Genomic DNA, 25,279 nt, shown 5'->3' with positions numbered 1-25,279 from the left:
GTTATCGGCTACCATGACCGCCCTTCCAGTTCGGTCCACGCACCTTATGCACACCATCTCGACCACACGCGACCGCTGGGTGTGGGTCATCGCGGGGGCCTTGATGGCTGGAACGCTGGGCATGGAACTGGTGACCCCGCTCGGTTATGCAGTGTGGCTGACCTACTTCGTGGCAGTGGGCGTGACGGTGTTTCAGAACCGCCCGCAGGTGCCACTCATCGTCGGCGTGCTGTCGTGTGTCTTGCTGGCGATCGGTTTTCAGCTCGCGCCACCAAGCACGAATTCGAGCTTTTCCTCGGTCAATCGCAGCATTGGCGGCGTGTCGTTCCTGGCAATGGCGTTGGTGGTGATGCAGGCGATCCGCGCACGCCGCCAGGCCGAATTCGCACTATGGTTGCAGCAGGCAGAAAACACGGTCGAAGCCAGTTTGCGCGGCGATCAGGCACCGCAGGAGCTGGCCGATGCCGCGGTGCGCGCACTGTGCCAGACACTGGATGCGCAGGTCGGCGCGCTGTATCGCATCGAGGGCGACCGTCTGCGACTCACCGGTGGTGCCGCGTTGCCGCCGGATCTGCCGCAGACGCTGCCCACCGCAGCCGGCCAGCTCGGCGAAGTGCTGCAACGTGGCACGGTGCGTCGCATCCGTGGCATGGATGCCGGGCATCTGCAGATTGCCTCCGGGCTGGGCCAGAGCAGCTGCCAGGAGCTGCTGCTGGCGCCGATCACCGCCGACGACCGGGTGATCGGCGTCATCGAGCTCGGGCGCGTGACCGACCCACGCACCGCCGGCTCGCGCGAAGAAGAACTGCTGGCACGCTGCGGCGAGAACATCGGCCTGGCACTGCGCACCGCATTGCTGCGCGCGCAGCTGGTGGCGTTGCTGGAAGAAACCCAGCGACAGAGCGAGGAACTGCAGACCCAGCAGGAAGAACTGCGCGTGGCCAACGAGGAACTCGAAGAACAGAGCCGTAGCCTGCAGCAATCGCAAAGCGACCTGGAAATGCAGCAGGCAGAACTGGAACAGACCAACGTGCAGCTGGAAGAGCGCACGCAGGCGCTTGAGGCGCAAAAGCAGGCCTTGTTGATCGCGCAGAATCAGCTGGTGCGCAATAGCAACGAGTTGTCCACTGCATCGCGCTACAAGTCGGAATTCCTGGCCAACATGTCGCACGAGTTGCGCACGCCGCTCAACAGCGCCTTGATCCTGGCCAAGTTGCTGGCCGACAACAAGGACGGCACGCTCAGCGCCGAGCAGGTGAAATATGCGCAGGCGATCCTGTCGTCCAACAACGACCTGCTGGCGCTTATCAACGACATCCTGGACCTGTCCAAGATCGAAGCCGGGCACGTGGAGCTGGCCGACGAAACGGTCGTCACCGATTCGGTGCTGCAACGCCTGCGCGAAACCTTCGAACCGCTGGCGCGACAGAAGGGTCTGGCATTGGAGATCGCGGCAGCTGCCGGCGCGCCGGCACAGTTGGTCGTCGACAACCAGCGCCTGCAGCAGATCCTGAAGAACCTGTTGGCCAACGCCATCAAGTTCACCGAACACGGCAAGGTCAGCTTGACGGTCCAGGCGCATGCGCCCGGCCGTGTGCACTTTGCGGTGACCGATACCGGCATCGGCATCGCGCGCGAACAGAGCGAGGTGATCTTCGAAGCGTTCCGTCAGGCCGACGGCAGCACGCGCCGCCGTTATGGCGGTACCGGGTTGGGTCTGTCGATTTCGCGCGACCTGGCCCAACGCATGGGCGGCAGCATCAGTGTGGACAGCGAGCCCGGGCGCGGCAGCTGCTTTACGCTGGAATTGCCGACCGATGGCGCACCTGCGGAGGTGACCGGCCCTGCCGATACAGCTACGAACGCCGCCGCGGTCGCAGGCCCGGCGTCTGCTGCCCATGTGCAACAACGCAACGGCAGCGCGATGGGTGCGCAATCCGGCGCAACTGGTGGTGCGGTGGCACACACGGTGCCGATCGCATCGCCCAACGCTGCACCGATCCAACGGGCCGACGACGATCGCGACCAACGCAGCCGCCCCGGCCGGCTGATCCTGGCGGTGGAAGACGACACCCGCTTTGCGCAAGCACTGGTGGAACTGGCCCACGAACTGGATTTCGATTGCGTGGTGGCCCCCAACGCAGAAGAGGCCCTGCGCCTGGCCGCCGAGATGCGCCCGAGCGGCATCCTGCTGGACATCGGCCTGCCGGATGCGTCCGGTCTGAGCGTGCTCGAACGCCTCAAGCGCGATCCGGCCACTCGCCATGTGCCTGTCCACGTGGTGTCCGCGCTGGAACGCAGCCAGATTGCGCTGGAGCTTGGTGCGGTTGGCTACCTGATCAAGCCGGCCACGCGCGAACTGCTGGCCGGTGCGATCCGCCAGCTGGAAGAAACCAATGCACGCGCAGTGCGTCGTTTGTTGATCGTCGAAGACGACAGCGCATTGCGCGCGAACCTGCAATTGCTGCTGGCGCGCGACCAGCTGGACATCGTCGCGGTCGGCAGCATTGCCGAGGCGATGGATCAGCTGGCAGGCTCCACCTTCGATTGCATGGTTACCGATCTGGCCTTGCCCGACGGCAGCGGCTACGACCTGCTCGAACGCATGGCCGGCAACGATGCGGTCGCCTTCCCTCCCGTGATCGTCTACACCGGGCGCGCCCTGACCCGCGACGAAGAACAAGGCCTGCGCCGGTATTCCAAGAGCATCATCATCAAGGGCGTGCGCTCGCCGGAACGCCTGCTCGACGAGGTGACGCTGTTCCTGCACAGCGTGGAAGCCTCGTTGCCCAGCGATCAGCAGCGCCTGCTGCGCGAAGCACGCCGCCGCGACGCGGTGCTGGACGGCGCCACCGTGTTGCTGGCCGAAGACGACGTGCGCAACATCTTTGCGCTCTCCAGCGTGCTCGAACCGCTGGGCGTCACGCTGCAGATCGCACGCAATGGCCGCGAGGCGCTGGAGCACCTGGCCAAGCACGAGGTGGACCTGGTCCTGATGGACATCATGATGCCGGAGATGGATGGCATCACCGCGATGCGGCAGATCCGTACGAACCGTCAATGGCAGGATCTGCCCATCATCGCGCTGACCGCCAAGGCCATGGCCGACGACCGCGAACGCTGCCTGGAAGCCGGCGCCAACGACTACATCGCCAAGCCCATCGACGTGGACAAGCTGGTCTCGCTGTGCCGCGTGTGGTGCTCGCGGCAATGAACGCGGTAGAGCTGTTCGACCTGGAACTGCGCGTGCTGCTGGAAGCGGTCTTCCAGCGCTATCACTACGACTTCCGCGACTATGCAGTGTCGTCGTTGCGACGGCGCATGCGCCACGCGATGGCGCGTTTCGACTGCGCGCGCGTGGCCGATCTGCAGCACCGTCTGCTGCACGAGCCGGACACCTTCGCGCAGGCGATGCAGTTCTTCACCGTGCAGGTCTCGGAGATGTTCCGCGACCCGGCATATTTCCGCGTCCTGCGCGAGCATGCGGTGCCGGTCTTGCGCACCTATCCCTCGATCAAGCTTTGGGTGGCAGGCTGCAGTACCGGTGAAGAAGTCTGGTCCCTGGCCATCCTGCTGCACGAAGAAGGCCTGTTGGAAAAGGCGGTGATCTACGCCACCGACATCAACCCCGAAGCGCTGGGCATGGCCGAAGCCGGCGCCTATGGCATCGATCGTATCGCGCAGTTCAGCCGCAATTATCTGGACGCCGGTGGCCGCACCTCGCTGTCGGACTACTACACCACCGCTTACGACGGTGCGGTGTTCGACCGGCGCCTGAAACGCAATATCGTGTTCGCCGATCACAGCCTGGCCACCGACACGGTGTTTTCCGAAGTCCACTTGGTGTCGTGCCGCAACGTGCTGATCTATTTCAACCGCAGCTTGCAGGATCGCGCGGTGGGGCTGTTCTACGACGCATTGGTGCATCGCGGATTTCTCGGATTGGGCAGCAAGGAGTCGCTGCAGTTCGGCGCGCACGCGCAGGCCTTTGAAGCCTGCGCGCGTGAGCAGCGGCTGTATCGGAAGGCCGCATGAGCCGCGCGTCTGCAGCCCAGTGTTTCGATGCGATCGTGATCGGTGCCTCCGCCGGTGGCGTGATGGCCCTGCAGGCGTTGTTGTCCGGGCTGCCGGCAGATTTGCCGATGCCGGTGTTGGTCGTGCTGCATCTGCCGCGCGACCGGCCCAGCCACATCGCCGAGCTGCTGGATGCGCGCTGCGCGTTGCCGGTGCGCGAGGCCGACGACAAGCAACCGCTGCTACCCGGCACCGTCACCATCGCCCCGCCCGACTACCACCTGCTGGTGGAAACCCGCCACAGCCTGGCGTTGTCGATGGATGCGCCGGTGTTGTTTTCGCGCCCGGCGATCGACCTGCTGTTCGAATCGGCTGCCGATGTCTTCGGCGAACGCCTGCTGGCGATCCTGCTCACCGGTGCCAGCAGCGACGGCAGCGCCGGGGTGGCCGCGGTGCGTGCGGTGGGCGGTACCGCCTGGATCCAGCGCCCCGATGACGCTGCCGCCTCGTTGATGCCCGCCTCCGCTCTCGCCCACGCCGGCGCCGATGCGGTGCTGACCTTGCAAGCCATCTGCACCCGACTGGAAGCTTTTCACGCATGAACCTCACCGCGACCGGCCTGGCTGCAAGCAGCGACGACACCGAATCGACCAAGATCCTGATCGTGGACGATGTGCCGCAGAACCTGGTGGCCATGGAAGCGCTGCTGCAACGCGACGGCATCCGCGTGCTATGCGCCGCCTCCGGTGCGCAGGCGCTGGAACTGCTGCTCGAACACGACGTGGCATTGGCGCTGCTGGACGTGCACATGCCGGAAATGGACGGCTTTTCACTAGCGGAATTGATGCGCGGTTCGCAGCGCACCCGGCATGTGCCGATCATTTTCCTGACCGCCTCGCCAAACGATCCGATGCGCGCTTTCCAGGGTTATGAAACCGGCGCCGTGGATTTTCTGCACAAGCCGATCGAGCCGCACGTGATCCTGAGCAAGGTCAACGTGTTCATCGAGTTGTACCAGCAGCGGCGGCTGCTCAAGGCGAGAAATGCCTCGCTCGAACGCGCGCTCACGCTCAACGAAACCATGATGGCCGTGCTCACCCACGACCTGCGCACGCCGCTGTCGGTGATCCTGCTGTGCGCCGACAAACTCGGCCTGGATGTCGATGCCGACAGTTCGGCGGCGCGCACGCTGGAACACCTGGAAAACAGCGCGCACCGCATGTCGCGCATGGTCGAGCAATTGCTGGATTTTTCGCGCCTGCGCACCGATGGTTTGCCGATGCAGTTCGGCCCATGCAACCTGGGCGAGGTGGTGCACAGCGTGGTAGGCGAAGTGGCGCAGGCCAATCCGCACACTACGATCGACCTGCGCACCGAGGGCGACCTGGATGGCGATGGGGATGGCGACCGGTTGGCGCAGGTCGTGTCCAATCTGGTCGGCAACGCCGTCCTGCATGGCGGACGCCATCCGGTGCAGGTGCATCTGGATGGACGCGAACACGACACCCTGCGCCTGTCGGTGCGCAACGCCGGCAGCATCCCCGACAGCCTGATGCCGCGCCTGTTCGAACCGTTCAAGGCCAGCTTCCATGCCAGCCAAGGACTGGGACTGGGCCTGTTCATCGCCGACCAGTTCGTCAAGGCACACGGCGGCACGCTGCAGGCGCGCAACGAGGACGGCGATGTGGTCTTCGAAGCACGATTGCGCCGCCACAACCTGGCAGCCTGACCGCCGCACGTTCCCGGCAACTGCAGTGCCGGTGCGCACGCGGGTGTAGTACGACCAGCGCATCTTGGCCGATGCATTGCCACGGCCTCCAGCAAGAGGGGCCAACAGCGCGCTGCCGTCGATCGACGCACAACAGATCCGCTGCCGCCGTGTCAGCGAGCCCGACAGCCAGGGCCTTGGCAGTGCGCCAGGCGGCCCAGGTGACAGCCAACTCAAGCAGTGCCGTTGCACCCCATGCGCCGTATGCTCGTGCGGCCAGCGCGCTGGACGCACGCTCCTGCCCCACTGCTCTCCAGTTCTTGGTCGTACCAACATCCCTTGGTCATCCTCGGGTGCACACCGTGCACCCCGTCTGCGGAGGTGGTTATGTCGTATATCGATGGTTTTGTGCTTGCCGTCCCCACGGCCAACAAAGAAGCATTCATCGCGCATGCCCGCATGGGCGATGCGGTCATCATGGAATACGGTGCGCTGCGTGTAGTGGAGTGTTGGGGCGACGATGTCCAACCGGGGCAATGGACCGATTTCTATCGCGCCGTGGATGCCACCGCCGAAGAGACCGTGGTGTTTTCCTGGATCGAATGGCCGGACAAGGCCACCCGCGATGAGGGCATGCGCAAGATGATGGAAGACCCACGCATGGACCCGTCAGTCAATCCGATGCCATTCGATGGCAAGCGCATGGTCTACGGTGGCTTCGTGCCGATCGTGGCGCTGGGCCAATCGGCGTGAGCGGTGTGGCGCGTGGCGGCCCGCAGGAGCTTGGCCAGGCATGCGCAGGCTGGTGCCGCCGCTGGCATTGGGCACGGAATCGCTGGTGGTGATCGCTACACTGGCCGCATGCAGCATGCGCCGCCAGCGATGGCCGAAGACAGCGCAGGCAGCGCCGCCGACTGGAGACCCACATGACCGATGCACCACTACTGATCGCCTGCCCGAGTTGCGCTGCGATGAACCGTATTGCGCCCACGCGCCTGCGCGATGCGCCCAACTGCGGCAGCTGCCATCAGCCGCTGTTCCTGGGGACGCCGGTGGCTTTGTCGGCTGCAGATTTCGACAAGCATGCGGTGCGCAGTGCACTGCCGCTGGTGGTGGATTTCTGGGCACCTTGGTGCGGGCCATGCCTGAGCATGGCGCCGCAATTTGCCGCAGCCGCTGCAGCATTGGAACCGCAGGTGCGCCTGGCCAAGGTGGATACCGACCTGCATCCGGCGCTGGGCACGCGCTTTGGCATCCGCAGCATTCCCACCTTGCTGGTCATCCAGGGTGGGCAGGAACTAGGCCGTCATTCCGGCGCAGTGAGCAGCGCGCAAATCGTCAACTGGGTGCGCTCTGTCCTGAGCAAGCGGTGAAACGACACGACGGCCAGCTGCGCATACACGCAGTTGGCCCATCCACCTGCAGGAAACATCACTGCGGCGCAGTTGCCGCAGTGACTGCATCAGCCGATCAACCGGTTACTGCCAGTTGACGTTGACCGACACCCCAACGACACGCGGCTCGTTGTAGACCGCGGCCATGTAGTTTTCGATCACACCCTTGAGGTTCTTTTCGTTGGTGATGTTGCGCGCGAACGCCGCCACTTCCCAGGCACCGTAGCCACCGGTGTAACCCAGCTTGAGGCCACCTTCGAAATTGCCGTCGGAACGGAACTCGGTGGAGTCGTACAGCACGAAGCTGGTCTGGCCCTGCTTGTTCCAGTCGGTGGACACGAAGAACGCGCCGTCGTTGCCCACCGGGATGTCGTAGCGCGCGGCCAGGTTGAGGTTGTACTTGGGCGCGTTGGGCAGCGGGTTGCCGTCGATCTGGGCGAAGGTGTTGGCACCTACGCGGATGGTCGGGTCGTTGACGGTGCACACCACCACGCCATTGAGCGCGCAGGCCTGCGCAAACACGCGCTTATCGTGGATTTCGCTGTGCAACAGGCTCAGGCCGGCGGTGATCGACAGGTTGGAGATCGGGCGCCAGTCCAGGTCCGCTTCCATGCCGTAGGCCTTGGCCTTGTCGGCATTGAACAGCACGCCATTGCCGTCCGAGTCGTTGCCGTTGAGCTGGATATCGTCGACCGTGTAAGTGAAGCCGCTGACATTCAGGCGCAGACGGTTCTCGAACAGGCTGCTCTTGATGCCGGCTTCCCACGACAGGATGGTTTCCGAATCGGCGGTGGTGAAGTCCGAATTGAACACCGCGCTGCGGCCCTGGATGGTGGGGCCACGGAAACCGCGCGCCACGCGCGCATACACGCTCAGCTGCGGGTCGATCTCATACATCGCGCTCAGATCCCAGCTGGGCTGGGTATCGGACATGCGCACATCGCGCCGGCCGCGGTAGGTCACCACACCGGCTGCGGTATCGGCGGTCTTGAGCAGACGGGTTTCCTTGGTGTCCTTGGTCTGGCGGATGCCGGCGGTGAGCGTCAGCGCGTCGGTCGCCTTGTAGCTGATCTGCCCGAAGCCGGCCCACGAGGTATTGGTATTGCGCAGGCGCACCCAGTTATTCGGGTTGCGCGCGGCGGTCTGCAGGAAATAGGCACGTTGATAGAAATCGGTGGTGTCGCGGCCGTCGAAATAGAACGCGCCCACCTGCCACTGCAGGGCCTCGTCGCCTTCGCTGGCCAGGCGCAATTCCTGCGTGTACTGGTCCAGGTCGCGGATCTGTCCCATCGACTGGCCAAAGCCGTTCGGCACGCCATTGACCGGGTAATTGGCGGCAGCACCGCCATCGGTGTCGCCACGGCTGTAGCCGGAAGTGGTTTCGTAGGCGGTGATGGAGGTCAGCGACACGCCACCGAAGTCGTAAATCGCCTTGAGCGAGCCGCCATCGGTTTGATACGCCTGCGGGTTGTCGTGCCCCTCATCATAGGCCACACGGTCGCGCGGCACGTCCACCTTGTCGCTGCCACGCGTGATCGCGTTGCGCAGGAACAAGGTGGAAGTGCCGTCGTAATCGCGCGTGTGCACCGAGCCCAGCAGCGAAAACGCATCGTTGGGCTTGAGCAAGACCTGCAGGCGCGCATTGCGGTCGTTGTAACCGCCCATCGCGTCCTTGCGCGGGGTGCGCGTGCCATCGGCGCTGCTGCCGGCAAAGGTGTTGTCCACCCAATCGTCGCGGTGCTGGTACAACGCGGACACGCGGAAAGACAGCACGTCGTTGATGGGGCCACCGAAGCCGCCATCCAGCGAGATGGTGTTGTAGCTGCCGTAGCTGGCGTTGACGCGACCGGTGTAGGTGTCGCTGGGCTTGACGGTGTCGAACTTGACGATGCCGGCGGTGGTGTTGCGGCCGAACAGCGTGCCTTGCGGACCGCGCAGCACTTCGACCTGGTCCACGTCATAGACCGGATTGGATTTGAGCACGACATGCTCCAGCACCACATCGTCCTGGATGATGGAGACCGGCTGCGAGGCACCCAGGTAGAAATCGATATTGCCCAGGCCACGGATATAGAAGCGCGGGAAGATGCGCCCGGTGGTGGTTTCGGCATAGAAGCCCGGCACGCGGCCGGACAGCGCCAGCAGCGTGTCATCGCCACCGGCGGTGTAGTCGCGCATCGCTGCGCCCTGCACCACGCCGACCGAGACCGGCACGTCCTGCAGGTTCTGCTCGCGGTGCTCGGCGGTGACGGTGACCGTGTCCAGCGCGGTCGGGCTCGCTTCGCCCTGGGTCGCCGGCGCTTGCTGCGCAGACGCGGTTGCCGCCAGCGAGGCTAGCAACAGGCCGGCGCAGGCACGTGCCAGCGGCGTGCGCTGCAAGGCGGTGCGGCGGCGCGCAGCGACCTGTGCAATAGCGGACACCGGCGACGGAAAGACAGGCGAGTACAACGACATGCGGGTTGATCCTAGGTAGTGATGCGAGGTGATGACACAGCGTCGAAGCCGTTTGGCATGGCACGCCGGTTGGCGGCGCCGCTTGGCGCCGCGCGCACGATATGTCAGCAATGTTGCAGCGAAGTGGCAGCGCCCGTTCCACACACCCCGCCACGCGCGTGGAGGCATGCCACCATGCAGCGTTGGCATCGCAAAACGTCATGCCACGCCGCCCTGCGTGCTGTCATGCTGGTGTCGTACTGGCGTTGCGCCAGGGCATGGCACGAGGGGATCTCTTGAAACGACTCGCATGGGTGGCCGGCCTGCTGGCCGCATTGAGCTGTCAGCTGGCGCATGCCGGCACCGCGTTGATCACGCAGATCGATTACCAGGGCGACGACGGCGGCCCCGCGCCAACCGCCGCGCAGTACCGCAACCCGGTCGTGGCCGGTTTTCATCCGGACCCATCGGCGGTGCGCGTCGGCGACGATTTTTATCTGGTGAATTCCAGTTTCGGCTATTTCCCCGGCCTGCCGGTGTTCAAGAGCAGCGACCTGGTGCATTGGAACCAGATCGGCAACGCGATCGACCGTCCAACCCAGATCAACTACGGCAACGACGAACTGACCCGCGGCCTGTTTGCCGCCAGCATCAGCTACCACGCTGGCACTTTCTATATCGCCAACACCTGTTTCTACTGCGATGGCGGCAATTTCCTGATCACCGCCACCGATCCGGCCGGGCCGTGGTCGGATCCGATCTGGCTGGACGCCAAGGGCATCGACCCCTCGCTGTTTTTCGATGACGATGGCAGTGCCTGGCTGGTCAACAACGACGTGCCGGCCGGCAAGCTGCGCTACGACGGGCACCGCGCCATCTGGCTGCAGCGGCTGGATCTGGCCAGCATGAAGTTGGTCGGCACCCGTCAGGTGATCGTGGATTCGGGCTTCAAGCCGGCCACCAATCCCGAACACATCGAAGGCCCGCACCTGTTCCGCCGCGATGGCCACTACTACCTCACCGCGGCCGAAGGTGGCACCGGCGAGCAGCATGCGCAGATGATCTACCGCAGCCGCCAGATCACCGGGCCATACGAAACCTGGAGCGGCAATCCGGTACTCACCCAACGCGACCTGGACCCATTGCGCAATGCGCCGATCACCTCGGCCGGGCATGCACAGTTCGTCGAACTCAAGGACGGCACATGGTGGGCGGTGTTTCTCGCAACGCGCCCTTACCGCGGCAATCACTACAACCTGGGCCGGGAAACCTTCCTGTTGCCGGTGCAATGGCGCGATGGCTGGCCGGTGGTGCTGCCGCACGGCGCCGCGGTCCCTGTCGTGGCAGCGCGCCCACCCTTGCCGGCGGGCACGCAGCCCCTGCCGACCACCGGGCCAATGCAGTGGAGCGAGCGCTTCGGGGATGCGCGCGTGCCGATGCAATGGATGACCATCCACCCACCCATCAGGCCGTGGTATCAGCCCGGCGCACAAGGCTTGCGCGTGACGCCGGCAAACATTGCGCTGGGCGATATCGGCCGTGGTCAGCCGGCCTATCTGGGTCATCGCCTGCAGCATCATCACGCCACCTTGGTCGCCAGCGTGGATGGCAGTGCGCTGGCACCAGGCGAACAGGCCGGTCTGGCGATCGTGGCCAAGGAGAGCAACTTCCTGGCAGCAATGCTGGTGCGCGAGGACAGCGGCGCTGCGGTGGTGCTGTATTGCCGCGCCGGAGCGCAACAGCCCGGCACCGGCACCGAACTGGCACGCGCGCCACTGCCCGATGCCACGCAACCGGTGAAACTGCGCTTTGCGCTGGATGCCGCACGCGTGCGCGTGGATTACGCCGTCGGCCAGGGGCAGTGGCAGACGCTGCTCGAACAAGGCGATGCAAGTGTGCTCAGTACCGAGTCGGCCGGCGGTTTTCTTGGCGCCACATTCGGGCCGTACGCGTATGCGCGCTAAGCGAAATGCAGGAACGTGGCTGCACGCCCGCTGCATGCGCAGGCCGCGCCCGCCCCGCAGCGACGCATGCGTGTTTGGAGCCGCTTAACGCCCTACGCCCGCGCCAGGACGCTGCTGTCGAGCATCTGCACCACCGTGTTGAGCAGATCGTTGAGGCTGAAAGGCTTGGGCAGCAAGGCCATGCCCTCTGCCAGAAATTCTTGCCGCGTGGCCGCGTTTTCGGCATAGCCGGTAATGAACAGGATCGGCAGACCCGGGCGTAGCGTGCGCGCCACATCGGCCATGTCGCGCCCGTTCATGCCGGGCAGGCCGACATCGGAGACCACCAGATCGATGTGCGCCTCGGTGCGCAAGTGTTCCAGCGCGCCGTTGGCATCCTCGGCTTCGATGACCTGGTAGCCGGCATCGCTGAGCACTTCGCTCACCATCATGCGCACCACGTCGGTGTCGTCCACCAGCAGGATGCGCTCGTTGCGCGTGCGCGGCGCGCTGGGCGCCGGTGCCGGCAGCATTTCGTTGGCCGAGAGCCCGCGCGGCAGCAGGAGCGCCACCGTGGTGCCACGACCCACATCGCTGGTGATGCGTGCGGTACCGCCGGATTGACGTGCGAACCCGTAGGTCATCGACAGGCCGAGACCGGTGCCTTCGCCGATGGGTTTGGTGGTGAAAAACGGCTCGAACACCTGGTCGAGAATGGCCGGCTCGATCCCGCTCCCGTTGTCGATCACCTTCACCGCGACATAGTCGCCGTCGTCCAGTTCCGGATCGTTGTGCGCGGTGTAGGCCGCGCTCTGGATGCGGATGGTGCCCTGCCCTTTCAAGGCATCGCGCGCATTGATGACCAGGTTGAGCACCACGTTTTCGAGCTGGTTGGCATCGGCAATGGCCACCAGCGGCGTGGACGCAAGATCCAGCTCCAGCGCGATGTTTTCGCCGATCGAGCGTTGCAGCATGTCTTCCAGCGAACGCACACGGGTGTTGACGTCGAACGGTTGCGCGTCCAGCGATTGCTTGCGTGCGAACGCCAGCATGCGCTGGGTCAGCGCGGCGGCGCGGTGCGCCGAGCCGTTAGCGATCTCGGCCAGGCGCGGCACGCGTTCGATGCGATTGGATTCCACTGCGAGCTGGATCATGTCCAAGCCGGAAATGATGCTGGTCAGCAGGTTGTTGAAGTCGTGCGCGATGCCACCGGTGAGCTTGCCCAGCGCTTCCATCTTCTGCGCCTGCAGCAGCTGGATTTCGGTGTGCTGACGCTGCGCGATCTGATGCGCGAGCTCGCTGGTAGCGGTATCCAGTTCCTGGCGCTGCTCGCGCTCGCGCAGGCGCTGCTCGGTCACGTCTTCCACCAGCAACAGCCCCAGATCCGGCTCGCGGTAGGGCGACACGCGCCATTCGGTTTCGCAGAGCTTGCCATCGCGCAGCAGCGACAAGGTGCCGCTCCAGCGCTCGCGTTGCGCCAACGCAGTGGTCAGTGCGTGCACGGCGGCGGCCTGATCCAACCCGGCGGCATGGATCGCTGCGCCGGGCGTGGCGCTACCGATCAAGCGTTGGAATGCGGCATTGGCCTCGTGCATGTGCAGGTTGGCATCCACCACCGCAATCGGCGCGCTGATGTGTTCGAAGATTTCGCGGAAACGCGCCTCGCTGACCCGCAACGCCTCCTCGGCGCGGCGTGCGCGTAACAGCGTGCGCAAGGTGGCCAGCAACACGTTGGGGTCGACCGGATGGATCAGGTAGGCGTCGGCGCCGGCATCCAGCCCGGTGATCATGTCGCCGGTGGCGATCGAGGCCGCCGAAACATGCACCACCGGCAGCAACGCGGTGCGCGGCTCGGCACGCAGCGTCCGCACGATATCGAAGCCGCTCATGTCCGGCAGGTTGACGTCCAGCACCACCGCAGAAAACGTCTGCGCGGAAAGTTTGGCAAGACCCTCGGTCCCGGTGCCGGCTTCTTCGACCGCGAACTGATGGTGTTCGAGCACGCGCCGCACCGAATAACGCGTCACCGCGTTGTCGTCGACGACCAGGATGTGGTGCTTACTGCCCACGCGTTTCCTCCGCTGCCAGTGTCATCGGCAGCACCACGTAAAATTCAGAACCCTGCCCGACCACGCTGTTGATCCCCACCCGGCCGCCCAGCAATTCGGCGAACCGTTTGCAGATCGACAACCCCAGGCCGGTGCCGGTCAGGCGTTTTTGCAGCGGCGAGTCCACCTGTACGAAATCTTCGAACAAGGCCTCGTGAAGCTCGGCCGGAATGCCGATGCCGGTGTCGTGCACGCCAAAGCGTACATGGCTGTCGCCTTCCAGCTGCGCAAACACGCGCACCTGCCCCTGCGGGGTGAACTTGAGCGCGTTGGAAATGAAATTGCGCAGGATCTGCGCCAGCTTCTTGTCGTCGGTGTACAGCAGCGGCAGCACCGGCGGATCCTCGAAGATCAGCGTGGTCGTGCCCACATCGGTGAGCGGACGGAACATGCCCCGCAGCGCCGCGAACAGGTCCATCAGGTCGAACCAGCCCGGCGAGATAGTGATGCGCCCGGCTTCGATCTTGGCCAGGTCCAGCAGGTCGTCCACCATCTCGGTGAGCTCGCGCGCCGAACCGCTGACAAAGCGCACCTGCTTGAGCTGCTCGGCATTGAGCGGCCCGTCCATGCCATCCTCCAGCAGCCGGGTGATGCTCAGGATCGAGCCTAGCGGGGTGCGGAACTCGTGGCTCATGTACGACAGAAAGCGGCTCTTGAGTTCGGACACCTCGCGCAGCTGTTCGGCCTGTTGGTCGAGCTCGGCATACAAGGCCAGCACGCCCTGGTTGGTTTCTTCCAGCTCTTCGCGCAAGGCCTGGTTCTGCTGGCGCAAGCTTTCCAGTTCAGCCATCGCCTCGGCTGCCGGCATCTCGGTGGTTGAATTCATTGCATGCCTCCCAAGCGCATGACGAACACGCAGCAATCGTCGCGGCCGCGCGCGTAATCGCGCGCCAGCACTGCGGCAACGATGCGTGGATGGCGCGACAGCAGGCCCGGATGATCGCGCAGGGTCCAGCGCGATTGCAGGCCGTCGCTGTGCATGACCAGTAACTTGCCGGCGGCGTGTGGAAAGTCGAACGGTTGCGCCTTGCGGAACTGCACCCCGACGATGCCCGGGTGCGAGGGCATGCCGCGCACGCCGTCGCCATCGCACAACGAGGCGACGATATTGCCCACCCCGGCAAAGCGCACCTGGCCGCTGCCGGGATCGAACTGCATGACCGCCGCCGCGCCGCCGCGCGTGCCGCTCATGCCGGCATGCAGGCGCGCGATGCGTTCGCCGGGTTCGCCACGGGCCGCTGCCGCAGCGCGCGTCCCCGCATCGGCGGCATCGGCCGCGCCCGCTCCGTGGCCCAGGCCGTCGATCATGCTCACGGTCACGCCCTGCGCATCGATCGCCAGATGCCAGCCATCGCCGCAGACCGTTTCGTTCTGCAGCGGCAGACGCAGCGCGCCGTAGGGCAGGTCGGGCATGTTCTCGGCATCGGCGTACACGCGCGCCAGGACCACGGCCCCCCGGGCATCGGAATAGGCGTCCAGCAACGCGGCATGTCGCTGCACCGTGCCCAGGCCGTTGCCAGGCGTGCTGCCGGTGGAATACCCGTCCGGCAGACAATCGGCCAGCACGAATCCGCGCCCCTGATCGAGCGTGCACAACTCGATGCCCAGACCATCGCGGCCGGCGACGCTGCACAGCTGCATCTGCCCGCCACCGGCATGGTTGAGCAGGTTGGTGCACAACTCGGTCGCCACCAGGGCCACGCGGCCACAGCCGTCTTCATCGAAACCGCAGGCCTGTGCAAGCGCCACCGCTTCGCGGCGCACCTGCCCGACCTGGGTACCCTCTTCGACGCGGATCACCTGGGTGAGCGCGCCGGTCATGGTTACTTCCATTTGGTGATGGTGATGCGGGTGCCCTTGCCGGCTGCGCTATCGAGCACGAAATCGTCCACCAGCCGCCGGCTGCCGGACAGTCCCAGCCCCAGGCCACTGCCAGAGGTCCAGCCGTCGGTCAGTGCGAGCTCCAGGTCTGCAATGCCCGGGCCCTGGTCGCGGAACGTCAGCTGCACGCCCTTGCGGATGCCGCTTTCAACCAGCGCCCAGTCCATGTCGCCGCCACCGCCGTAGATCACCGTATTGCGCGCCAGTTCGCTGGCCGCGGTGACCAGCTTGGTTTGATCGACCAACCGCAGCCCGCATTGCACCACCAGCTTGCGCACGGTCTGCCGCGCCAGCACCACATCCTGCTCGGTGCGTACCGGTTGCGAGCCGACCGTCATGGAGCCGCATCGGGTTGTTGCAGCAGGCGCATGCCGCGCTCGACATCGAGCGCGGTGCGCACCGACGGCAAGGTCAGCCCCAACTCCACCAGGGTGATCGCCACCGCCGGCTGCATGCCCACCACCACGGTTTGCGCGCCCATGAGCGTCGCCAGCCCGGAAATGGTGCTGATCATGCGCCCGATGAACGAATCGACGATATCCAGCGCGGAAATGTCGATCAACACGCCACGCGCAGAGGTGGCGCTGATCTTCTCGGACAGGTCGTCCTGCAGTTGCAGCGCCAGTTGGTCGTGCATGTCCACCTGGATGGTGACCAGCAACAGATGGCCCATCCGCAGGATCGGAATACGTTCCATGTCAGTCTGCCTTGCTGACGGTCACGCCGGTGCGCTTGAGCGCCAGCGCCAACGCATCGGCCAGGTTGGCCTTGGTCACGATCCCCTGCAGGTCCAGGCCCAGATGCACGATGGTTTGCGCAATCTGCGGGCGCACGCCGCTGATGATGGCGTCGGCCCCCATCAGCCGGATCGCGGTCACGGTCTTGAGCAGATGCTGTGCCACCAGGGTGTCCACGGTGGGCACGCCGGTGATGTCGATGATGGCGATTTCCGAGCCGGTGTCGACAATGCGTTGCAACAGCGACTCCATCACCACCTGGGTGCGCTGCGAATCCAGTGTGCCGATCATCGGCAGCGCCAGCACGCCGTCCCACAGCTTCACCACCGGGGTGGACAGCTCCAGCATCTCTTCCTGCTGACGCACGATGATGTCTTCGCGGGTCTTCTGGAAGACCTTCACGGTGTACAAGCCCAGGCGGTCGAGCAATTCCGACAACGCCCACAACTGCTGGCCCAGTTCTTCCGGGGTACTGGCGTATTCGCGCTGTACCAGCGCAAACAACACGCGCTTGAGCGAAAAGATGAAGTTGGCGGTTTCCTGCGAATCGAAACCACGCGTGGCGCGGTCGCGCGAGAGATGTTCCAGGAAGCGACGCACCTCGCTCCATTCGGCACTGTCCAGGCTGCTACCTTCGTGCTTCAACGATGCCACCAGCAAGCGCAGGAATTCGCCGGCCTGCGCCTCGAATTCCTGCCGCGACAGACGCGCATCGTTGCCCAGGCTGGACTCCAACCATGCGGCCAGCAACGCATGTTCCTGGCCACCAATCGCATCGATCGAGCGCTGCTGCAATGCCACCATGAGATCACCCACCAAAAGAAAAGAGGTTGGGCATGCGGGCTGGACTGCGCCCTGACCGACGCGGCGCCCCCACGCCGATGCGCAGCAGAATAAAGCAATTCAGATTGACCAACCAGCGAGCCAACCTGTAGCAGTCATCCGGCCCACGGGCGCAGTGTGACATTGCCGCGCGCACGCCGAACGTGCGCCGGTCCACGCCTGCGGACATGCACTGCACCAGCGCCCGTGCAAGGCAACACGCCAACCGGTCGGCGTGCCATCACCCCGGGCCCTGGCGATGGCCGATCGACGGCGCGTCACTGCGTTTTGAGCCTGCGGCGATGCTCTTCCGATCGGCATTGCCACTGCCATGGCGAGCTCCATCAGGACACTGGAGACCAAACAGGACCAAACGCCGCAGAAACGGCAGTGCGTGGCGCTGCGCCCTGCGCCTGCACGCAGGGCATGCACTTGCGTCATCGCCCTGCCGACGGTGTGGCGGCACGTCCAAAGCGGGAGGGTGTGCCGGCGTGAATGCCGCCGCGTTGCGGAAGGGCAATGAGCGTGTTCTGATGCCGGATGCAGCGCCGCGCATCCAGCGTGGCGCCCGAACGCACGCCACGATCGCCAATGTCCACCCACCCCGGCGACAAACGCCGTTGGATCAAGCCGATCGCCGCCCTATAGTCCGTAACGCTCCACCGCATCCAGATGCGGCTGCGGATCCTGGCCGCAGGCCTCGGCAAGCCGCAGCCAGCACATCGGATGCGACCAGCGCGAGGTCGTGCATCGCAGGACGCGATGCAGTTCCTGCGGGGCGACGTTTTCCGGAAGCGCCACGGTGAACAACACGCCCGGCAGTCCGGATGTTGCATCCTCCGGGTTGAACGCGTCCGGATGGTCCGGGTCGACCACGCGGTAGTCGTCGCGACTGTGCAGCCACATCTTCCAGCCGCGCATTTCCAGGTCTGCACGCATCGCCTCGATCACCTCGTCGCCAGGATGCACGCCGTCCACCAGCCAGCTATTGGCATAGCCACCCGCTTGCAGCACATGCACCTGCGCGTAGGTCGGCACGAAACGCTCGCGTTCGGCTTCGTCTTCCGGCGGCGGATACAACAGTTCCGCGTCGAACACCACCCAGTCGCCGACATGCTGGCGCCGATGCGCAGGCGCGTTTTCGACGATGCGTGCAGTGACCGGGCCGGTGCGGCGCGCGTAGTACTCGGCCACTTCGCCATCATCCATGCAACGAATGATCACCCAGCCCCAGGTCTCTTCGACTACGCCGCTGGTGCTGCTCAGCTCCATGCCAATGGCCTGCGCAGAGGCACGCACCGCGTCCCAATCCTGCGCCGCACTGGCCGCCGTCATATGATCCCAATGCGCAGAACGCGGCTCTTCCAGCAGCTCGGTAAGTTGCCGATAGACCGCGGCGGCCTCGGCAAACCGGCCGGTATCGAGATACATGCGCGCCAACAAGCCGCGTGCGCCGTGCGAGCCGGGCGATAGCTCCAACAGTGCGGTGCAGGCCTGCTCCAGCGCCGGCCAGTCGCCCAGCCGCTGCGCCAGCTGCGCCTCGCACCACAATGCCGCCACCGGCGCCTGTGGGCGATACAGCTGTGCCAGCCGGCGCACACCGGCTTCATCGCCGCGGCCCAGCAACAGATTCATCAGCCGGAAGGTGGGGCTGGTTTCGCGATCGGCATGCCGCTGCACGAATGACCACAGCAACGCGATCGCTTCCTCGTCAGCCGCACAGGCACTCAAGGCAGAAGCAGTGGTGTCGACAAGCTCGGCATCGTCCGGACAGTCAGCGACGGCCTGCAGCAACCACTGCGCTTCGCGCTCGGGATTGCGCACCACATCATCGCCCTGCGCGTTCAACCATTCCAGCAACTGCGCGGCAGCGACCGGTGACTCCTCGCCCACCGATACGGCCGCGATGCGCGCAGCCCAACCGTCCAGCGCCAGCGTGGCACCACGGTCCTGTCGCAACTTGGGCAGATGCGCACGTGCAAGCGCCAGATGCCTGCGCGCGGTCCACACCGCGCCGCGTTGCAGCGCCAGCCCGATAGCAAGCTCGGCCGCTTCGATCAGGATGCGATGCGCGCCAACCTGCGCGTAATGGTCGAGCATCTGCTGCACGCGGCTGCCCAGGTCCCAGCTATTGCGCTCGGGCGCGCGCGCCACCAGCACCGCCACCGCACGCAGCCAGTGCAGGCGATAACGCGGCGCAATCTCGCGCCATGGCAACAGCGCTTCCATGGCTTCGTCATCGCGCTGCAACAGCGCCAACGCGCGTGCCTTCTGCAGGCGCCGCGGCTGGCTGCAATTGGCCCACTCGGCACCTTCGCGCGCGGCGTCGCGTTCGCGCTGTTCCACCAGCGCCAGCGCTTCCTGCGCACGCCCAAGCGCAAGCAGGATCGAGATGCGCATGTCCGGCACGCCGTCGTAGATTTCGCCGCCATGGTCCAGGATGGCCTGCGACTGCTGCTCCAGGTACTGCAGCGCCGCGTCACCGCGCCCGTCGTCGAGCAATGCATCGGCTTTTTCGCAGCTCAGGCACTGGTAACACGACCAGCTCGGGTCGATGCGGCCCAGGGTTTCGTCGCATACCTCGATACGTTCTTCCACCCAACCCGGGCCATCGATGTTGGCATAACACGCGGCCAGGTCCTGGGTCACGCAGACCGATTGCGGGCACTCCACTGCGTCGGCGCGATGCGCACGCTCGAACAGCGCCACCGCATCGCCCAGCGCACGCTCGCCTTCGCACAGGTTGCCGACCCGGTTGCGCATTTCCCAATGCCCGACGAACACCTCCAGCCACGGGTTGGCCAGCGTCTTGCCCAGCGCACGTGCCTCCGGCAACAAGGCCTCGGCGCGGTCGATCTGCAGATCGCAGATGTGGTCGGTCAGCCGCGTCAGCAACTGCGCATTTTGCGGCTGCCCGGCTTCGCCCAGATCGTCCTGCAGTTTTTCTACCCAGTTCCAGATTTCCATCGTGCCGCTCCTGCGATGCGGCGCTTCAGCGCGCCAGCAATTGGGTCACGGTCTCGGCGAAATCGCCGAAGGCCTTGTTGAGATCGGAAACACCTGATTCGGTGCTGCCCGGCTGCGGCTGCGTACGCCCCTGCGCCGCGACGATCACCTTGAGCGCACGCAGCAAGCGCGCCGCCACCGCGGCCTGCGGGTTGCCTGCGCGCTGCGCGCCCAGCAAGGCCTGCAGCGCCGGATTATCCAGATTCAGATACAGCCGCTGGGTCTGCCGCGCTTGGATGCGCGCGGTGAATTGCCGCGCCAGGCGCAACGCGGCGGTAGAGACACGCTTGTCGTTTTCGTCCTGCTCCAGGCGGCGTTTGAGCTCGGCCTCGCGGTCGGGCACTACCACCAACGGCAGTTCCTGCGGGCTGAAACGCGCCGGCACCAGCGCTTCGCCATCGCCCAGGTGCTGTTCCAGCCAGGCCAGTTCATCGGCCGGCAGCGTGTCCAGCTGGAACAACTGGCGGTTGCCCTGCTCGGTGCCCAGCTCGACCAGACGCACACCCTTGACCTGCGCCCAGCGCCGCAGAAACGGCACCACCGCATACCGGTTGCCGTAGGCCACCGGCACGCCCATCGCACGGAACAGCATTTCTTCGAAACCGCTGTCGCTGTCGAGGATCACGTGCACCGCACCGCGCGATGGCAATTGCTGCGCCGGCAGATCGCCTTGCGACGTCGGTACCCGCACGTGTTCCAGCAGCAATTCGAACAGGCGCTCATCGCACAGCGCCGCGCCCAGCAGAGCTTCGTTATGACGCAACAGGATGCGTCGCCATGCCTCCGGTTGCTGGCGCGCCACATCGGCCAGGCCTTGCACCAAGGCCTCGGACAAGGCGTGCTGCACCGCGCTATAGACCGTATCGCGCTGCAGGTCTTCGCGGCTTGCGGTAGGCGTCAGCCGATTGGATTCGATCACCCCACCGATGAAGCCCGCCCACGGCGGCAGCAGTTCGCGCGCGTTGTCATCCAGCAACATGCCGCGCAGGAACACCGACAGATTGCGGTTGTCGCTGGTGCCGTAGGTCGCACCGTCCTGCACCCACAACAGGCCGACCGCATCGCTGCCCTCTTCCGCACGCACCGGCATGCAGCACAACGGCTCGAAATTGCGCTCAAAGCGCGCGGCGAACTCGCGTTGCCGGCGCCAGGCCTGCACCGGATGCAACGGTACGGCGTCCTGCACGCGCCACGGCGGCGGCTCGGGATTGATCGGCTGCGTTGCGGCGCCGATCCAGATCGGCTCGCGCAACAGCGCGCAATAGCGCGACAGAATCTCGCGCAGCCGCCCTTCCTGAGCCAACGACAGATAATCGCCGTGTAGTTCCAGCACCACCTCGGTGCCCACCTGCGCACGCGCAGGAATCGGGCTGACCGTGTACTGCTCGGCGTTGCTGGAGATGTAGCAAGAGCCCAGCGTGGGAGACTGGTAGGAGGTGGTGCGCACGGTCACCCGCCGCGCCAGCACGAAGGCGGACAAGAAGCCCAGCCCGAACATTCCGATCAGGCCGCTGTCCTCGTGGCCGCCCTGGCGCAGCCCACGCGTATAGCCCACGCCCACGGTGGCCAGGTAGTCGTGGATTTCCTGCTGGGTCAGTCCGGCACCGGTATCGACGATGCGCACGATGCCTTGCGCGGTATCGGCATGCACCTCGATGCGCGATTGGCCGTCCCAATCGGGTTGTTCCAGACGACGACGCAGGATGGAATCGTGCGCGTTCTGCACCAGCTCGCGCAGCGCCACCACCGGGGTGGAGTACAGGTGCTTGCCGAGGACCGACATCAGTCCATTGAGATCGACGCCTGCCCGGCGGATCTGCGAGGCGTCGGTCGCCTCGGGAGTGGGATCTTGCATGATCGGTCGTCGTTTCCTTGGCGACGACGCCCATCCTCGGACGCGTCCCCCTGGGTGCCAGTGCCAGCCGGAAAGGATAGCCGGAACCCACATTGCACGCACGTCTCAGTTTGACCCCTGCCCTCCGTTGCGTACAGCGACGCGCACTGCACCGCACGCCGGGTTGACCCACCACGGATCGGTAGCGCTACCAATCCGTGGGTTGCGGAGATTACCGCTGCAGGGTCTCCATCGGCGCCTCATTGAAGTGCTGGCGATAGCCCTTGGCCAACGCCGAACGGCTGCCGACGCCCCAGCGACTGGCCGCCTGCAACACACTGCCGCAGCCGCCTTCGGCCAGCAGTTCGTCGCGGATGCTTTGCATCCGGTAGCGGCGCAGCACCTGCGTCGGCGATAGCCCGGTAGCCGACTTGAACGCTTGCTGCAGCGCGCGCCCGGTGACCCCGATCTGTGCGGCCACTTCGTTGATCGACAGATCCGAGCGATGCGCATTGGTGATCATGTAGCTGTAGGCGCGCCGATACTTGGCCGGCAACCGGGCGGAGATATCGTCGCTGACGTGCGCCGGGGTGCCGCTTTCCAGCAAGCGCGGTGCCTGCACTTCGCTGCGCAGGCACTGCACCGCGCCCAGCGCGTAGCGGTTGTAGAGCAGCAACGCCTGTTCGGTGCGCCCCATCGCCTGGCTGATCTTGGCCTGGCAGTACTCGAACTCCAGGTTCCAGCGCGGCGCATGATGTCGGCCGGCACCGGCCAGCGCACGCTCGGCCAGATCGGCACGGCCCACCGCCAATGCCGCCAGCGCCAGTTCCACCTGCGCGTCTTGACGCGCGCACGGCGGGCAGCCGGTGGCTGCGGCCGGCAATGCGTCGATCTGCGCGTCGAAGCCGAAGGTGTCGCCGCCGGCAATACGCAACAGGCTGCGTACATGCCGCATGCGCTGCGCCAGCACCGGCATGCTCTCTGCCAGATCGGCGATGCAGGCGCGCAGGTCGCTGGGCTCGAAGGCATGCGTGGCATCTTCCTGGCGCAGCGTGGCTTGCCAGAACACATGGTCGCTCATGCGGTCGGAGCGACGGATACGCAGCTGCGCAATCATGTCCAGACGCAGCGCAGTGGCAATCCGCAGCCAGTCCGACGCGCCGCTCTCCAGGTCGGCCAGCACCTCGCGGGCACGCTCCAGGGTCTGTAAGGCCAACGTGCTCTGGCCCAGATGGAAGTGGGTCAGCGATTTGCCCAACAGGCTCTCGCCGCACAGGCTGGGCGGCGTTTCGCGGTCCATTGCCAACTGCGCGAAGCAATTCAACGCCGCGCTCAGGCGCCGCTGGCTCAGCATCAACCAGGCGGTGTTCCGGCACGACAGCAGGCGCAATTGACGCTGATGCCCGCGCATGGCCTTCAAGGCCTGCCGATACGCATCTTCGGCCTCTTCCTGATATTCCAGGATCAGCAACGCATCGCCGCTGGCACCGAACAAGCTGACCTCATCGTCGGCGCCATCCGCTGCGCCCTGTCCGTCGCGTCGCTGTTGGAGATGTTGCAGTCCCTGTGGCCAAGCACCAACCAGCATCCTGCTCGTATAGGTAGGAAGACGTTCTGCGTATGACAACGCAGAGATCGCTGCAAAGTAGGTGGAAAGGATCATGCCGGTCTCTCTCTTTGGGGGGCGGAGCAAAAGACAACAGGCGCCGAACTCGCTGGCGCAAACGATTGTATGCAGCGGATCCAATAGAATTTCTCTCTGAAAGCCATTGAAAAAATCAAAAAAGCTCACTCTGTCAAACAACCATGTGATGCGTTTTCTCCCGACGCAAAGCGCATTTGCACATCGTCGGCCTTGTCGTACGCCAGACATTTCGCGCCATCCGGTTGAGTATCGATATCGCCGGTCTACGCCAATCCCCAGGCACAGTCGGACAACGTCTGCGAACGCGCCGCTTCCATGCGCATTGATGGTCATCGGCGATGGTCAACACGATGCACCGTGACTGTACGGACACGTACGCCGAAGAGTTCTTGATCGCGAGAAGCAGGCATGCCGCGACGGAAAATCGCTGCCGACCTATTCCAGCCGCGCGCGATCCCACGACCAATCGCAATAGATTGGTCTAGACCTCGGCAACCGGATGTCTCTGCCCACGCACGTCGGTCCATGCTTACTCGCTACTGCATGACGCGCATGGCGCAATGGCACGCGGCCCAGACATGCCCGCTATGTAAGAGCTCTGTTACGTCTAAATGAGCGCGAGTTAAAGCCGATGTCGACAAATCCGAAGACGCGTACGCAAGCGTGAAACTTTTGGTCTCTGCAATGGTACATACCATTCGTCCAGCTCCACTGGACTCTCCCCCGCCAACCGACTGGTCCGACGATGCAGCGATCTTTGAAGATGGATTTTGTCCTGGCATTGGCCGACCTGCACCGGCGCCCGTCCCATGCGTGGCTTGTACGCCGACACGCGAAGGCCGCCTGAATGAACGACCACTCCCCCTCCAATGCCGGATCGGTGTTCCTGTTGACGCAGGACGCGCGCCTGACCTCGCAGGTCAACGCCAGCCTTGCACCGCTCGCACGCAACGTCTCGACGTTTTCCGATGAACTGGAGCTCCTGCGCTCGCTGCGGCATTCGCCGTGCGAGCTGCTGATCTTCGATGCCAGCTGTGTCGCCGCCGATGACAGTTCACTGCTGGCCTGGCAGCGCTGCCATAGCGGCCAGCCCACGCCGCTGATCGTGCTTGGCCGTTTCGATTGCGCCGACAACATTCTGGCCTGGTATCGCGCAGGCGCGCAGGAGGTCCTTGCGCTGCCTTTCAATTCGCATGAGTTGCACGTGCGCGCGGCCCTGGCGATATCGCCGGTGGCGCATGCCTGCCCGGAGACGCAGCACCTGAGCGTGGGTCCCTACAAGCTGATCCGCGATGAAAATACCGTCTATCTGGAAGGCAAGCCGATCGCGTTGACCGCACGCGAGTTCTCGATTGCCTGGCTGCTCTTTTCCAGCCCCGGCGTGTGCTTCCGGCGTTGCCAGCTGGCCAAGGCGGTCTGGGGCAGCCATACCGAATTCACCGACCGCACCATGGAGCAGCACATCTACAAGTTGCGCAAGAAACTGCAGCTGAGCGGTGACAGCAGCGCGGTGCGCATCAGAACCGTCTATTCGCACGGCTACAAGCTGGAGCTCGCGTTGCACGATACCGAGGCAACGACAATGAGCAAGTCCGTTAGCCCAAGTCTTGGCCCTGCACATCACGCAGCCGCCTGCTGAGCAAGCGCACCGCTGCAGATGCGACCTGCGACCTGCATTGCGCAGTCTCGCCTGCGTGACAGCGAAGGGTGCTTGATGACAGGACGGGCGTCGGCACGCCATCGACGACGGAGCG

At 65.0% G+C, this 25,279-nt stretch carries 18 protein-coding genes; 8 read left to right on the top strand and 10 right to left on the bottom strand.

The genetic code is table 11. From position 1 onward, the window contains the following. Positions 1–46 precede the first annotated feature (46 nt). From ACCQ16_RS06280 to trxC, 6 genes are all read left to right on the top strand, one after another. Positions 47–3,214 (top strand): response regulator, encoded by a 3,168-nt coding sequence (locus tag ACCQ16_RS06280; RefSeq protein ID WP_372380236.1) that lies wholly within the window; start codon positions 47–49, stop codon positions 3,212–3,214. After that, entirely contained in the window at positions 3,187–4,035 is an 849-nt protein-coding gene (locus ACCQ16_RS06275) for a CheR family methyltransferase (protein ID WP_008571108.1), read from the top strand. Before ACCQ16_RS06280 ends, ACCQ16_RS06275 begins: the two co-directional genes overlap by 28 nt. Next, on the top strand, positions 4,032–4,616 hold the full coding sequence (locus ACCQ16_RS06270; protein WP_011346781.1) for a chemotaxis protein CheB: 585 nt from the start codon (positions 4,032–4,034) through the stop codon (positions 4,614–4,616). Before ACCQ16_RS06275 ends, ACCQ16_RS06270 begins: the two co-directional genes overlap by 4 nt. Continuing rightward, on the top strand, positions 4,613–5,743 hold the full coding sequence (locus tag ACCQ16_RS06265; RefSeq protein WP_008571106.1) for a hybrid sensor histidine kinase/response regulator: 1,131 nt from the start codon (positions 4,613–4,615) through the stop codon (positions 5,741–5,743). The genes ACCQ16_RS06270 and ACCQ16_RS06265 overlap by 4 nt, the downstream gene beginning before the upstream one ends. Positions 5,744–6,109: 366 nt before the next feature. Beyond that, the gene (locus tag ACCQ16_RS06260; RefSeq protein WP_008571105.1) at positions 6,110–6,475 is read left to right on the top strand and encodes a DUF1428 domain-containing protein; all 366 of its coding nucleotides are present in this window, start codon (positions 6,110–6,112) and stop codon (positions 6,473–6,475) included. A 173-nt stretch (positions 6,476–6,648) separates the two neighbouring features. After that, the gene (gene trxC / locus ACCQ16_RS06255; RefSeq protein ID WP_029818931.1) at positions 6,649–7,095 is read left to right on the top strand and encodes a thioredoxin TrxC; all 447 of its coding nucleotides are present in this window, start codon (positions 6,649–6,651) and stop codon (positions 7,093–7,095) included. 105 nt (positions 7,096–7,200) lie between these two features. Here trxC and ACCQ16_RS06250 read toward each other — a convergent pair whose 3' ends face one another. Further along, positions 7,201–9,570, bottom strand: a complete 2,370-nt coding sequence (locus tag ACCQ16_RS06250) for a TonB-dependent receptor (protein WP_008571103.1) — start codon at positions 9,568–9,570, stop codon at positions 7,201–7,203. A 257-nt stretch (positions 9,571–9,827) separates the two neighbouring features. On the opposite strand from ACCQ16_RS06250, the gene ACCQ16_RS06245 reads away from it, so the two are divergent. Next, positions 9,828–11,513 (top strand): glycoside hydrolase family 43 protein, encoded by a 1,686-nt coding sequence (locus tag ACCQ16_RS06245; RefSeq protein WP_209260906.1) that lies wholly within the window; start codon positions 9,828–9,830, stop codon positions 11,511–11,513. A 92-nt stretch (positions 11,514–11,605) separates the two neighbouring features. Here the strand turns inward: ACCQ16_RS06245 and ACCQ16_RS06240 are convergent, their stop codons facing one another. The 9 genes from ACCQ16_RS06240 to ACCQ16_RS06200 form a co-directional block, all read right to left on the bottom strand. Beyond that, entirely contained in the window at positions 11,606–13,561 is a 1,956-nt protein-coding gene (locus ACCQ16_RS06240) for a response regulator (protein ID WP_014089647.1), read from the bottom strand. Further along, complete coding sequence (locus ACCQ16_RS06235; protein WP_014089646.1) at positions 13,551–14,426, bottom strand: sensor histidine kinase; 876 nt, start codon at positions 14,424–14,426, stop codon at positions 13,551–13,553. The genes ACCQ16_RS06240 and ACCQ16_RS06235 overlap by 11 nt, the downstream gene beginning before the upstream one ends. Next, on the bottom strand, positions 14,423–15,421 hold the full coding sequence (locus tag ACCQ16_RS06230; RefSeq protein ID WP_277572839.1) for an ATP-binding protein: 999 nt from the start codon (positions 15,419–15,421) through the stop codon (positions 14,423–14,425). Before ACCQ16_RS06230 ends, ACCQ16_RS06235 begins: the two co-directional genes overlap by 4 nt. Before the next feature lie 2 nt (positions 15,422–15,423). After that, positions 15,424–15,819 carry an ATP-binding protein gene (locus ACCQ16_RS06225; RefSeq protein ID WP_008571097.1) on the bottom strand — a complete coding sequence of 132 codons (396 nt, stop codon included), beginning with the start codon at positions 15,817–15,819 and terminating at the stop codon, positions 15,424–15,426. Further along, positions 15,816–16,178: an STAS domain-containing protein gene (locus ACCQ16_RS06220; protein ID WP_003484273.1), complete on the bottom strand. Its 363-nt coding sequence runs from the start codon at positions 16,176–16,178 to the stop codon at positions 15,816–15,818. The genes ACCQ16_RS06225 and ACCQ16_RS06220 overlap by 4 nt, the downstream gene beginning before the upstream one ends. A gap of 1 nt (position 16,179) precedes the next feature. Further along, positions 16,180–17,022, bottom strand: coding sequence for an STAS domain-containing protein (locus ACCQ16_RS06215; protein ID WP_218491046.1), 843 nt, complete (start codon positions 17,020–17,022; stop codon positions 16,180–16,182). 660 nt (positions 17,023–17,682) lie between these two features. Beyond that, entirely contained in the window at positions 17,683–20,007 is a 2,325-nt protein-coding gene (locus ACCQ16_RS06210; protein ID WP_277572838.1) for a tetratricopeptide repeat protein, read from the bottom strand. 25 nt (positions 20,008–20,032) lie between these two features. Continuing rightward, a complete protein-coding gene (locus ACCQ16_RS06205; RefSeq protein WP_372380235.1) occupies positions 20,033–21,901 on the bottom strand; it encodes an ATP-binding protein in 1,869 nt (622 codons plus the stop codon). 211 nt (positions 21,902–22,112) lie between these two features. Continuing rightward, positions 22,113–23,468 carry a helix-turn-helix transcriptional regulator gene (locus ACCQ16_RS06200; protein ID WP_017156588.1) on the bottom strand — a complete coding sequence of 452 codons (1,356 nt, stop codon included), beginning with the start codon at positions 23,466–23,468 and terminating at the stop codon, positions 22,113–22,115. Between the two features lie 904 nt (positions 23,469–24,372). On the opposite strand from ACCQ16_RS06200, the gene ACCQ16_RS06195 reads away from it, so the two are divergent. Beyond that, a complete protein-coding gene (locus ACCQ16_RS06195; RefSeq protein WP_008571091.1) occupies positions 24,373–25,164 on the top strand; it encodes a response regulator transcription factor in 792 nt (263 codons plus the stop codon). Positions 25,165–25,279 lie beyond the last annotated feature (115 nt).

It is taken from the genome of Xanthomonas sp. NCPPB 1062, assembly GCF_041481705.2.
In the GTDB taxonomy this organism is placed as follows: Bacteria; Pseudomonadota; Gammaproteobacteria; order Xanthomonadales; family Xanthomonadaceae; genus Xanthomonas; species Xanthomonas euvesicatoria.
This window is presented reverse-complemented; position numbering and strand designations above follow the sequence as displayed.